Source organism: Chloroflexota bacterium, from assembly GCA_020850535.1.
Classification (GTDB): domain Bacteria; phylum Chloroflexota; class UBA6077; order UBA6077; family JACCZL01; genus JADZEM01.
In genome coordinates, this window is the sequence record JADZEM010000142.1 from 1 (window position 1) to 12,251 (window position 12,251).

The 12,251-nt window shown below is 68.7% G+C and carries 10 protein-coding genes; 4 read left to right on the forward strand and 6 right to left on the reverse strand.

Features of this window, described 5'->3' with window-relative positions; genetic code table 11:
• Window positions 1-593: NYN domain-containing protein (locus IT306_21185; GenBank protein ID MCC7370942.1), on the forward strand; the 593-nt coding region annotated here is incomplete at its 5' end.
• 63 nt (window positions 594-656) lie between these two features.
• Here IT306_21185 and IT306_21190 read toward each other — a convergent pair.
• The 3 genes from IT306_21190 to IT306_21200 all read right to left on the reverse strand — a co-directional run bounded on the left by IT306_21190 (window position 657) and on the right by IT306_21200 (window position 5,622).
• Complete coding sequence (locus IT306_21190) at window positions 657-1,943, reverse strand: MFS transporter (protein ID MCC7370943.1); 1,287 nt, start codon at window positions 1,941-1,943, stop codon at window positions 657-659.
• 387 nt (window positions 1,944-2,330) lie between these two features.
• Window positions 2,331-4,739 (reverse strand): glycoside hydrolase family 31 protein, encoded by a 2,409-nt coding sequence (locus IT306_21195; GenBank protein ID MCC7370944.1) that lies wholly within the window; start codon window positions 4,737-4,739, stop codon window positions 2,331-2,333.
• Window positions 4,740-4,956: 217 nt separating this feature from the next.
• Window positions 4,957-5,622, reverse strand: coding sequence for a TetR/AcrR family transcriptional regulator (locus IT306_21200; protein ID MCC7370945.1), 666 nt, complete (start codon window positions 5,620-5,622; stop codon window positions 4,957-4,959).
• Window positions 5,623-5,731: 109 nt separating this feature from the next.
• Here IT306_21200 and IT306_21205 point away from each other — a divergent pair, with 109 nt between their 5' ends.
• Complete coding sequence (locus IT306_21205; GenBank protein ID MCC7370946.1) at window positions 5,732-6,199, forward strand: hypothetical protein; 468 nt, start codon at window positions 5,732-5,734, stop codon at window positions 6,197-6,199.
• 140 nt (window positions 6,200-6,339) lie between these two features.
• Here IT306_21205 and IT306_21210 read toward each other — a convergent pair whose 3' ends face one another.
• The 3 genes from IT306_21210 to IT306_21220 form a co-directional block, all read right to left on the reverse strand.
• The gene (locus IT306_21210) at window positions 6,340-6,666 is read right to left on the reverse strand and encodes a hypothetical protein (protein MCC7370947.1); all 327 of its coding nucleotides are present in this window, start codon (window positions 6,664-6,666) and stop codon (window positions 6,340-6,342) included.
• A complete protein-coding gene (locus IT306_21215) occupies window positions 6,666-6,899 on the reverse strand; it encodes a DUF433 domain-containing protein (protein ID MCC7370948.1) in 234 nt (77 codons plus the stop codon). Before IT306_21215 ends, IT306_21210 begins: the two co-directional genes overlap by 1 nt.
• A gap of 209 nt (window positions 6,900-7,108) precedes the next feature.
• Window positions 7,109-8,725: an LCP family protein gene (locus IT306_21220; GenBank protein MCC7370949.1), complete on the reverse strand. Its 1,617-nt coding sequence runs from the start codon at window positions 8,723-8,725 to the stop codon at window positions 7,109-7,111.
• A gap of 366 nt (window positions 8,726-9,091) precedes the next feature.
• Between IT306_21220 and IT306_21225 the strand changes: the two genes are divergently transcribed.
• Both IT306_21225 and IT306_21230 read left to right on the forward strand, forming a co-directional pair.
• Window positions 9,092-9,670 (forward strand): hypothetical protein, encoded by a 579-nt coding sequence (locus tag IT306_21225; protein MCC7370950.1) that lies wholly within the window; start codon window positions 9,092-9,094, stop codon window positions 9,668-9,670.
• A 418-nt stretch (window positions 9,671-10,088) separates the two neighbouring features.
• A complete protein-coding gene (locus tag IT306_21230; GenBank protein MCC7370951.1) occupies window positions 10,089-12,251 on the forward strand; it encodes a hypothetical protein in 2,163 nt (720 codons plus the stop codon).

A 12,251-nucleotide genomic window follows, 5' to 3' on the forward strand; every position in this document is an offset into this window, starting at 1 on the left:
TAACTCGGAAGCTGGCTCACCAGGAGAACCGAGACCTCCGCACCATCGTCGAAGGCCGCTCATTTGGCGCAGTGCGTGGGCGAGCGCGACGCTGCTCCCTATCTGGTAGGAGTTATGACCGGGCCTCAATTAATCGCATCAGATACTTCACAGCGGCTGTTCAGCCACGCCCAAACAAGCCAAACCAGGGCCTGCATCAGCAGATGTACCTCCGGGCGCTACGGACAATCCCATGCCTGACCATCCACGAGGGAACGTTTCGAACCGATCCTGTCTGGATGCCCCTCGTCAATCCTGCCCCCGGCGGCCCAGTCACCGTGCAAGTGCTCAAGACTGAGGAGAAAGGGTCTGATGTCAATATAGCAACGTTTCTTGTCAGCGATGCATATGAGCGGGACTTTGATGTGGCCCTCCTCATCTCTAACGATTCTGACCTCTGCGTACCCATTTCTCTCGTCCGCAACCGCCTCGGATTGAAGGTACTGGTCTACAATCCGCACAAACGGCATAGCGCGCAGCTTCGCCAAGTGGCCCAGACATGCGCAACCTCCGCGTGGGGCCACTCCTGGGAAGTCAATTCGCCGCTACGTTGACGGACGCACAACGCGCCTTTACGAAGCCCGCCAGCTGGTGAAAGCCCGGCGCGGTGGACTGAGTCAGGCGGTTGCCGCCTCCGTCGGCGTGCGCTCCGATTCGAGCGGGCGCAGCGTGTGCAACGGCCCGATCTTCGCCAGCGACGGCCAGACGACCGCCACAACGGCCACGACCACGATGGTGCCGATGCCGCCGCCGAGCACCGCCAGCACCGGCCCGAAGAACGACGCCATCGCGCCCGCGCGGAACGTCCCGAACTCGTTCGAGAAGCCGATGAACGTGTACTCGACGGCCAGGACACGCCCGCGCAGATGGTCCGGCGTGATCATCTGCTGCAGCGTGCCACGGATGACCATGCTCACCGAGTCAAACGCGCCGGTCAGGAACAGGCAGACCAGCGACAGCACGACGTTGGTGGACACGCCGAACAGCGCCGCCGACGCTCCAAACCCGACGACCATCCACAGCAGCACCACGCCCGGCCGGCGGAACGGCGGCAGGCGGGTCACCATCAGCGCGGCTGCCAGCGCCCCGAGCGCCGGCGCGGCCCGCAGCATGCCCAGTCCTTCAGGGCCGATCTGCAAGATGTCCTCGGCGTAGATCGGCAGCAGCGCCACTGCCCCGCCCAACATCACCCCGAACAGGTCCAGGGTGATGGCCGCCAGGAAGACCGGGTGGCGGCGGATGAACGCGAAGCCGGCGAAGATGTCTGAGAGCGTCTGGCGCTGGCCGGTGCGCTCGGCGCGGACGGGCGGGAAGGTCGCCAGGAGGCTGACAAAGATCAGCTCCATGACCGCGGCAATCAGATAGGTCCAGGTGGCCGCGCCCAACAGCCCGATCAGGATCCCGCCGAGGGCCGGCCCGCCAATCGAGGAGATCTGGCCGCTCGAGACCAGCCAGGCCTGGGCGTTCCCGAACACCCGACGCTCGATGATCTGCGGCAAAATCGACTCGACGGACGGCGAGGCGATGCAGCGCGCCGCCCCGATGATCACCAGCAGCCCGTAGACCAGCTCGACGGGCGCCTGCGTGTACGAGATCCAGGTCAGCCCGAGGGCGGAGATGGCCAGCGTGGCGTACGCGCCCATCGCGACGTTGCGGCGGATGAAGCGGTCCGCGATGTTGCCGGCCGGGATCATCAGGAAGAGGACCGGCAGGATCTCGAAGAGGCCGACGAGGCCGAGCGCCCACGGATCGCCGGTCCGCTTCCAGAGTTCCCAGCCGATGGCCACGGTGATGATCTGCGCGCCCATCGAGGACGCCATCCTGCCGATGGCGAACTTGCGGACGTACGGGTTCCGGAGCGCCGCCAGCGCATCCGGATGCGACATTGAGTCGGTTTCAGACACCGGTCCACCGCCAGTCATGCGGCGCGCGTTCGCTCACCCTCAGCCTCCCAGGAGTCCCACAGCGAGGTTGTACCGCGCAGCGTGGGAGGCGCGCGAGCAGGCGCGGCACAGCGCACACCATTCGTCATCCCGACCCCATTCGGCACGCTCAGGGCAAGCGACGCGAGGAACGAGCAGCAGCCCGTCATCCCGACCGTCGCGAGGAACGAGCGGAGTCGAGGGATCTTCCTTCCAAGCCACGAAGGGGAAGATCCCTCGACTGCGTTCGCAGGGCTTGCCCTGAGCGTGCCGAATGGGTCACGTCGCTCGGGATGACGGGCACGGCGCAGGCGTACTGCGCCTGGGGTGACGGAGCACGTGGGTCCGTCATCCCAGGCCACCGGCCCCCTACTGCACGGTGATCTGCGCCGAGCCCACCGTCCGCTGGCTCGCCTTCAGCGGGTCACGCCCGACGACCTCGACGTGGTACGTCCGCGTCCGCGGCGCGCCCTCGTCCGGCTCGATGGTCATCGTGCCCTCGTCGTAGACGAACTGCGTCGTACCGCCATCCTCGTGGAGGTGGCCGGTGCCGCGCGGCGGGCTTGGGAGCGTCAGCGGGTAGACCCGCAGCGTGACCTCGTCCGGGCCGCCATGCTCGGCAGCGTGCTGGCCCACATACTGCTCGACGGGGCCGAGCGGCAGGATCGTGCCGGCCCGCACGAAGATCGGCAGCCACTCCAACTGAACCGGCAGCGGCAGCCAGCGCCCGCCCTCGTAGGCTGTCTCGGTCCAGAAGTTGTACCAGGTGCCCTTCGGCAGGTAGACGTTCTTGCTCATCGCGCCCTGCTCCAGGACCGGGCAGACCAGGATGCTCGGGCCAAGCAGGTACTGACCGTCGGCGTGGCGCAGCGCTGGGTCATCCTGGTGTTCGAGGATCATCGGGCGCATGACCGGCAGGCCGGTCTGATGCGCTTCGACGGCCAGGCTGTACAGGTACGGGATCAGCCGGTAGCGTAGCTCGTCGAACTCGCGGAAGACGGCGAGGGCCTGCTCGCCGATGGCCCACGGCTCGCGGCGGGTGGTGCCGTGCGCCCGGCTGTGCGAGCTGAGCAGCCCCCACTGCGCCCAGCGGATGTACAACTCGGGGGTCGTCGGCCCCATGAACCCGCCGATGTCGTGGCTCCAGAACGGCACCCCGGACATCGCCATCGCCAGGCCAGACCAGAGGGTGCAGGCCATTGACGGGAAGTTGGGGTTCATGTCGCCGCTCCACGGCACCGGGTACCGCTGGATGCCGGCCCAGCCAGCGCGGCCCCAGCAGACGAGGTCGTCGGCCCGACCGCTCCGCTCGAACGCCTCGTAGAAGGCCTCGTGGTAGAGCAGGGGATACTGGTTGTGCATCTCCCAGCCGCGCATGCCGTTGGCGAAGACGCCGTCCTCGGGGATGGCCTCGCCGAAATCGGTCTTGAACGCGCTGACGCCCTGCTCGATCAGCCCCAGGAGCTTGCCGATATACCACTCGCGGCCCCGCTCGCTGGAGAAGTCGATGATGCCGCAGACGTTGGCCGGGTTGGAGGGGATCGTCGGCGAGTACAGGTAGACGGAGCCGTCCTCGCGCTTGACGAAGGCGTCGTGGGCCTCGGCCTCGGCGAAGACCTCGCTCTGCTGGGGAATCCAGGGGTGCAGCCAGAGGCTGATGCGGATGCCGGCCTCACGGAGGCGCGCCAGGTTGACGGCCGGGTCCGGGAACCGCTCCTCGTCCCAGACGAGATCGGCGTACATGCGATCCCGCATCCAGTACGGATCGAGGTGGACGACATCCATCGGCACGCTCAGCTCGCGCGCCGTGTTGACGACCTCCCAGACCTCTTCCCAGCTCCGGTAGCCCCACTTCGACTGCCAGAACCCGAACGACCAGCGCGGCGGCACCGGCGCGCGCCCGGTCAGGCCGGTGTAGCGTGCCAGGATGTCCTTGAACATCGGGCCGTAGATCAGGAAGAGGTCGAGGCGGTCATCCTTGGTGGCGATCTGCGTCGAGACGGAGCTGGTCGTGCCGCTGCCGAAATCCCAGCGGGCTTCAAAGGTGGTGTTGAGCAGCACCCCGTAGCCGCGCGTCGAGACGAAGAATGGGATGTTCTTGTAGGCCCGCTCGTTGGTCGCGCCCCAGGTGTTGAAGTTCCAGGACTCGACCTTCTGGCCGCGCCGGGCCGGCGGCATGAACTTCTCGCCCATGCCGTAGATCTCTTCTTCGGCGGCCAGGGCCAGCGCGTCGAACGTCTCGGCGATCTTGCCGTCCGCGCCGCGCCGGAACCCGAGCCAGGAGGCGCGCCGCCAGCCGCGCAGGTTGGTGTCGGCGCGGTGCTCGCGCAGGATCGGGAAGTCGTGCCGGTTCTTGAGCACCATCTCAAACGGCTTCTTGGTGATCTCGCACTTGAGCTCGCCGATCCAGATGCGGATGAGGTGCTCGTCCTCCTCGATCCACGGGACAATCGGCTCGGTCTCGGCGGGCAAGGCGTCGGTCAGGGCGTGGAGCGGACGCGGCGGGTTGGAGACCAGCAGCGGGGTCTGGCGCGGCTCGCGGGGCACGCCCGGCGGGTAGAAAGTGTACCGCAGCACATGCTCGTCGACGGGCGTCAGGACGACGGTCGCCCACTCACCGCCGCTGGTCCAGCATTCGAGCAGGATGCGGTTCTCTTCGACGCGGTGGCTGAGGACTTCGTCGACGGTCTGGACGCCGTCGTCAGCGGGCCAGGGGGCGAGCAGCCCGCCGAGCTGCATGTTCGGGTTACCGGAGAGATCCTCCTGGTGGATGGACACGAGTGACACTCCCGACAGAGATCGACGGTGATCGTGATAGGGACGGCGACCGTCAGGGGCAACGGATGCGGAGGGATGGTTGCAGATGATGGTGCAGGTTTCGAGGCGCTGCGTCCAACCGGCCCGCATCATCGGCATCTACGCTTCACAGTATCTGCTCGGATCGATGGTCGCGAACTGGCGTCGTCGACGCTCTTCACCCCTCTGGACGAGCGTATCAGCGGGTACGGATCGCCGATGGCGATGAGAACGACGGGGGTTGTGAGCCGACGATCCGCAGAAACGCCCGGGCGGCGTGTCCGGCCCGGGCATCGATCCACGCGGCGTCGGGCGTTGGCAGGACGCCGAGCAACCGGCGCACCTGACGGTCACTGATGGCCAGCCCGATCAGCATGTCGACCGCCGTTTCGGCGTCCTCGAAATCGAGCCGGCCCAGAGCACGCTGCTGCTCCAGGTAGGATGCGAGCTTCGGGCCGATGCGGTCCCGCCCCTGAGCGACGAGGATCTGCCCGAACGTCGGGTCCGTGGCCGCCTCGGAGATGGCCGCCCGGTTGACCACCACCGCCCGCTCGCTCAGCAGGAGGCCGAGCAGCTCAACCACGAAGGCACGCAGCGTGGCCGTCAGATCGTCTGACGCTCCTGCCAGGGGTGGCGCGAAGATGGAGTCGAGACGTTCGGCGTTCCAGGCGATGAGCGCCTCAAAGAGCCCACGCTTGTCGCCAAACCACGCGTAGAGCGTCTCCTTCGAGGCCCGCGCACGAACAGCGATCTCGCGCATGCTGGCGCCGTGGTAGCCGCGCTCAGCGATGACCTCGAGGGCAACGGCGAGGATCTCAGCCCGGCGCTGCGGATTGCGGTGCCGGTCGGACGAATCGTGCTGCATGTGAGCGCCTCCAGGAAGAGCGTACCACCCCTTGCACCCAAAGCGTACCCAGTGGTACGGTTAGTGTACCGTACAGTACGGTACGGCAAAACATGTGGAGGTGCTCATCGTGTCTGCTCAGTCTGTCGCTCAGCCAGCTACTGATCGGAGCGCTGCACTCGGGGCGCTTGCTGGCCTCGCGGTCCTCAAGCTCGTGATGCTGGCCGCCCTGTTCACCCAGACGCCGCCGTACCCGCCACCGTTTTTCGCCCCGCTCTTCGCGGCCTCGCTCGCCCTCAGCGCGCTCTGCGCCGCCCAGATCTGCGCGCGCTCACCCTGGCTCCTCGTAACCGCGATACCCATCATGCTGGAGTCGCTGCTGTCGTACGGGCCGCACAAGCTGTACCCTGGCGAGTCGCCGCTGTTCTTCGCGCAGACGCCCGCCGTGTACCCGGTGATCCTGGTCGGGACGGCGCTGATCCTGGTACTCGGCAGCTCAAGCTGGCGGCTGCACCGTGCGACTCGGTCGCAGGCGGTGCATCGCCGCACGGACGCGACGACGATGACGGTCCCGACATCTTCGCTGGCCGCATGGTGATCCCGACGCGAGCATGAGTAGCCTGGCTCGCTCCTCCGGACGCCCCAGGAAGACCGCGCCCCGTCGTCAGGCTCCGGGCGGCGCGCCTCTCAGGGCGAGAAGCGCCGCCACGCGCTGGCCGACCCGCCGGCAGGCACCATTCAATCATCTGGAATCGGAACCTCGATCACGCTGCCGGGCGTCGCCGACGCCACAGCCGCCGCAATCTCCGCGAGCCGGTTCCTGATGAGCCTCCAGCGCCCCTTGCCGAGGACGATGATCGCAATCCTTCGGTGCAAGAGGTTCTGCTGGTAGCGCATGTTGCGATCAGTCGTGACGAGAACGTCGAACCCGGCGGCTTCCGCCGCGCCCAGCAGTTCCCCATTGCGAAGCGTGTCCCAGCGATGCCAGCGGCACTCCTCGACGATATGGCCTGGCAGCCCGTTCGCAACGCCCCTCGGCGTCCCATTGTCGAAGAGGACGCGCATCAGCGTCCGGGCACGGGTGCGTCGAGACTCCGAGCAGCGAACTCAAGCACAGCCTTGATCTGCTCCCGCGTGACGGGGAACTGCTCGATCACCTCGTCAACCGTCATGCCATCTTCGAGGTTCTCAAAGACGAGCGCGACCGGTGTACGTGTGCCCGTGAACACCCAGGCGCCGCTCACCTTGCCGGGGATGCTTTCGACCGCCGAGCATTGGGACCAATCCAGCGAGGCCATAGGCGGAGAGATCTCCTTTCACCTCTGAGCGTACCACGTCCTCCCGGATGCCCCAGGCGGTCGTCCTGCTGAGCATGTGCATGGAAGACCCTCCGTCATTGAATCTGCCGCGCGGAACACATCGTTCTCATCGTTGGGTTCTGGGTGCTGGGTTCCCGGTGCTGGGTGGCTGGCTCCCAGAACCGGGAACCCAGCACCCAGCATCCCTCTCAGCGGCTGCTCATGCCGACCGTCACGCGGACATCCACGCCGGGCGGCAGCGCGGCGCTCTCGATCACCGCGCTGGCCGGCGCCCCCAGCATTCCTGCCACGCGCTGACCGGCCCGCAGGCAGCCGCCGCAGACCTCCACCGTCGTCTCGGGCCGCGGGCGGGCGGCGTTGCCGACGCTGACGACCCGGATGCCGCCGTTGCGGAGGGTGTCGGCGGCCTGCCGCGCCACGCCCTCCGTCAGCGAGCCGTTCAGCACCTCGACGCCCGCAGTGGCCGGTGCCAGCACTACCCCGACTCTCTGCTTCAAGGCCGGGCGCGCCCGCAACAGGTACGCGCCGTCGCGCCCTCGGAACTCCTCCACCAGCCCGAAGTCTGGCGTGAGCCGGACCGGGCCATCGCCGTGCGCCACCACCAGCCCGAGCGTCGCGAGATCGGCCAATCCCACGTTCGTCTGCGCGGCTCGCCGCGCGGCCAGCATCACGGCGGGGATGCGCCACCAGTTGAGCGGCTGGAGCAGCCGCGCCCGCAGAGCCGAGATCACCTGCTGCTGCCGGGCCATCCGACCGAAGTCGCTGTCCTGGTGGCGGGTGCGGGCGTAGCGCAGGGCAGTCTCGCCGTCCATCCACTGCCGCCCGGCCGGGATGTCCAGCACCATGATGCCGTAGTCGTCGGTGGGGTAGGCCGCGTCGTGGATCGGCTGGGGCACGTCGATCTCGACGCCGCCGGCCGCATCCACCACGTCCCGCACGCCCTGCAACCCGATCGCCAGCGATCGCCCCACCGGCACGCCGAGCACATCGCCAACGGCCCGCTCGGCAGTCACCGCGCCGCCCAGGGGATAGGCGGCGTTGATGCGCTCCTCACCGTAACCGGGGATCGACACCCAGAGGTCGCGCGGGATCGAGATCATGGTGAGGCCATCAAGCTCGCGGTCGGCCACCACCAGCAGCAGCGTGTCCGTCCGCCCGGCCATCCCATGCTGCAGCTCGTCGGGGCGGGCGTCGCTGCCGAGCACCAGCAGCGAGACGCGCGCGGGCGCCAGCAGCCAGACTCCCCCCGCAATCAGCATGCCCAGTATGACGAGCGCCAGCACCAGCCGCGGCAGCGCCCGCCTCAGCAAGACGATGGCCAAACGCCCCTGGCGCGCCGAACGCCCCTGGCGCGCCGGCGGCACAGCGCGAGCGGGGGCCGGCGCGGGGGCCGGTGCCGGCGAGCGCTGCCGCGGCCCGGACGGCCGAGCCGGCGTCGGTGACGGGGCCGGCCCGGACGGCCGAGCCGGCGTCGGTGACGGGGCCGGCCCGGACGGCACATCGGCTACATGGACCGTCAGCGTACTCTCGCCGATCTGGAGCGTATCCCCGTCTCGGAGCAGGTGCAGGACGCCCGGCGCCAGCGGCTGACCGTTCAGTCGGGTGCCGTTGCTGCTGCCCAGGTCGCGGACGGCCAGCGCGTCTGCCTGCACCACCAGCTCGGCGTGCTGGCCGGACACGAAACGGTCAGGGAGCACAATACCGTTGCCAGGCATCCGCCCGATGCGGATCGTCTGGCCGCCAACGGGAACACGCTGTGGCGGCTGCCCGCCCACGCGCACATCGAGCCAGCGCTGCCCGCGCACGCCCCCCACCGCACCACGTCCCTGCGTGCCGCCCCCTTGCGTGCCGCCCCCTTGCGTGCTGCCCCCCGGTGTCCCACTCCCCGGCGTCCGGCCGCCCACGCTCATGCTGCGCCCATCCAGCCCCTGCCTCCGACGAGACACGGCAGGCTCGACACGGCTGGGGGACCGGCGGCTGCGCGCTCACCATCACCATACCGGCCCGGCCGCCTAACTGTGCCCACTTTCGCCGGTTCGGCCGGATCGTCCGAGAGTGACCTACAACTCTCTCCGTCATGCGACCGAGTGATGGCCCGAACGGGTCGGTCAAATGACCGATCTGGGCGGTGCTCTCAAAATGCCCGGGCGAGTTTCCTTAGTGAAATGTCCATGCACCGTCTCTCTCATGCGCTGCGCCCCCTGCTCGTCATCGTCATCGCTGCATGCTCGCTGCTGGGGCTGCCGGCCGGCAGCCCAGATGTCGCGCAGGCCGCGCCCGCCGAGGCACGCGGCAAAGAGAAAGAGTCGGCCGCTCGCCCGAGCGGCGACTACCTGGAACAGCTGCTCGGCGAGATCAACCGGCACCGCGCTCACGCCGGCACTCGCCCACTCGCGATTGCCCCCACCAGAGCCAATCGCGCCGTCGACCAGTACCTTGCCGATTTGACCCCGGTCATGCTGGCGTACGGCGCCTGCTTCCACGGCGACTACAACCCGGTGCCGCCCGGCTGGGACTACGTGACCGCGGCCGGCCTGGGCGGCGACGCCCTGGGCGAGGTGCTGGCCTGCCCCGACGACAGCGGCTACTGGACGCCTGCCCGCATCGCACAGAGCTGGTGGGAGTCCCCGATTCACCAGCAGGCCATCTACGACGATCCCGACGCCAACGTCGTGGCCTGCGGGGCGTTCGGGCCGCGGCGCGGCGGGCAGGCGTACGTCACCATCGCCTGCGTGACGTTCCGCATCTGAGGCCGCCCGCGCCCTCCGCATGCCGCCCAGACGCCCCCTGAGACCTGCCCACGCAGCGTGCTCGGCGGGGCGTTCCAGCGATCCACCCGCCTCACGCTTCGATGCGGGCGGTTCCAGCAGCATCACGGCATCGTGGCGCAACGGGCGGGCTGCCGCATCGTTATGGAAACGGTGTCGTTCATGACGGCCTGCGCCCGTGGGCAACATCACGACGGTCTGTTCCCTGCCGCCATGCCAGGAGCCTTGTGTCCGGAAGATTCGCGCAACTGGTTTCAGGTAGACGGGGCACGGTATGACAATGCGTCACCGGCCGGCGTTCTCTCTGTGAGAGGGTGGCAGACCAGGGCTCTTGATGCAGCAAGCAACACATTGGCGACCCCGCCGTTCCACAACCTGGCGTCTCGCACTGGTGCGGTGGGTGCTCGCCGTCGCCGTCCTGGCGACGCTGTCGCCAACCATCGGCCAGCCCACCCTGATGCTCCAGGTGCAGGAGCAGGCCGATGACGAGGGCGCTCCAGGCGAGCCGTCCCTGGAGGGCCGCCAGCCAGCGGAGACGGAGCCGCGGCCCCCGACGATCCCTACCCATCCGGCGGCAGCAGACGCGCCATCCACCGCCGACGGCTCGGCAGACTCCCCGGCCGACGGCTCGGCGGACTCCCAGGCAGGTGGTGGCGGCGACGCGGGCATCGCGACGGCCAGCCACCCGAGCACGAAGCCCGCGAAGGTGCACCGGCGCCCACCGGCCCACACAGACGCCTGCCCAGCCGACCAGGGCCATGCCAGGGGAGCGGCGTTCGGGGCGGACGACCGGCTGGTGATGACCTACTACTACTACTGGTACGACCAGGCCAGCCTCGAAGATCCGGCCATGAGCCAGCACCCGCCAAACACCCCGCCGCTGGACTGGCGCAGCGTCGCCTGGCACGAGCGGCAGCTCACCGATATGGCCACGGCCGGCGTGGACGTGGCGCTCGCGGTGTACTGGGGCGACACCGACGCCTGGTCCGTTGACGGCCTCAAACCGATGGTCGAGGCGCGCGAGCGGCTGCTGAAAGCGGGCCTGCGCCCGCCGGCTATCGGCCTCTTCTTCGACACGAACATGTACGCCATGCTCGCCCCAGACCACCCTGGCGTGACCGATTTCACCACGCAGGATGGGCAGGCGATGCTGGCCCATCAGGTCGGAGTCTTTCTCGACGAGGTGCCGCCCTGCCACCGCGCGCGGATCGACGGGCGCGTGCTCGCCTTCTTCTGGCGCGCCGACACTGAGGACGGCGACCGCTTCACCTTTGACGAGCGCTCCTTTTCTGGCCTGAACGACGCCGTCGAGCAGCGGTACGGCGAACGGCTGCACTTCGCCCTCGAACACAGCTGGGTCGAGGCAGCCGATCGGCTCGGCGTGCAACTGGGTGCGGCGGACATCTACGGCTGGGGCGCGGCGCTCAACGGGCCGCGCTTCAAAGGGCGGACCGTCGCCATCGGGCCGGGCTACGACGACCGCCGCATTGACGGTCGGCCCGGTTACCTGCGAGATCGGACCGAAGGGGTGACGTACAGTCGGGATCTGCGCTCGGCCGTCATGAGCGGCTCGACCTGGCTGCTGCTCGAGACCTGGAACGAGCTGTGGGAAGGCACGGCCATCGCCGAAACCGAGGAGACGGGCCGCACCTACCTGGGCATCACCGCGCGCTACACGGCCCTCTTCCACCAGCTTGGCTCCGAGCTGGCTCGGGATGGCTGGTTCGACCTGGGCAGCGGACAGAATGCCTATCTGCGCCGACTCGCGGATGCGCCCGTCGAGCAGGGGATGCCCAGCGAGGAGGCTGGCCGTTGGGGCGCACGTCCGTTCCGCGAGGATGAGGACGGCACCGGCTACTTCCATTTCGCCATCGACCGGCGCCTCGGCCTGACCGAGGCCCAGCCGCTGACCGTCTTCGTGGAGTACTTCGACGCCGAGAACGGCAGTTTCGCGCTGGAGTACGACAGCCTTGACGAGGATGGCCCCGAGGGCGGCGTCTACACGATCTCCGAGGACGTGCCGTTCCTGGGGACCGGCCGCTGGCTGATCCACCGCTTCGAGCTGCCAGATGCGAGCCTGCGCGCCCGCCAGTACGACGGCGCTGGCGATTTCCGCATCCATGACCGGCCGGGCACAGACGATGAACTCCACACGTTTGGCCGGGTGATGCTGACCGCCGCACCAGCGGCTCGGCCGGTCCCCATCGGCCCGGAGAGCCTGACCTTCGTGGAGCCGTCGCCACGTCAGCCGGTGACGCTGCGCTGGACGGAGGCCGACGGCGCAGCCGGCTACCTCGTCACGATTCAGCCGTTCACGGATCCAGACCTCGATCCACGGCCGCACGGGTACACCACGGAGGAGCGCCGCCGCTGTGACGGCGATGCCGAGCTGGAGATCGCCCGGCCGTCACGCGGGCTGACCCAGCGCACCAGCTGCGAGCTACGGCTGCCGTACACCCTGGACGAAGGGATCTACCGCTGGCAGGTGCAGCCGCTTGCGCTCGACGGCACGCCGCGCGGGCAATCCAGCGACTGGGGCTACGTGGTCGTCGCCCGCCGCTGA

What these genes read in the sequence shown, in the direction of transcription:
- IT306_21215 (MCC7370948.1), bottom strand. Translation starts at nt 6,899, where the DNA reads ATGGCCTCGCTGGATTGGTCCCAATGCTCGGCGGTCGAAAGCATCCCC.
- IT306_21210 (MCC7370947.1), bottom strand. Translation starts at nt 6,666, where the DNA reads ATGCGCGTCCTCTTCGACAATGGGACGCCGAGGGGCGTTGCGAACGGG.
- IT306_21225 (MCC7370950.1), top strand. Translation starts at nt 9,092, where the DNA reads ATGCACCGTCTCTCTCATGCGCTGCGCCCCCTGCTCGTCATCGTCATC.
- IT306_21200 (MCC7370945.1), bottom strand. Translation starts at nt 5,622, where the DNA reads ATGCAGCACGATTCGTCCGACCGGCACCGCAATCCGCAGCGCCGGGCT.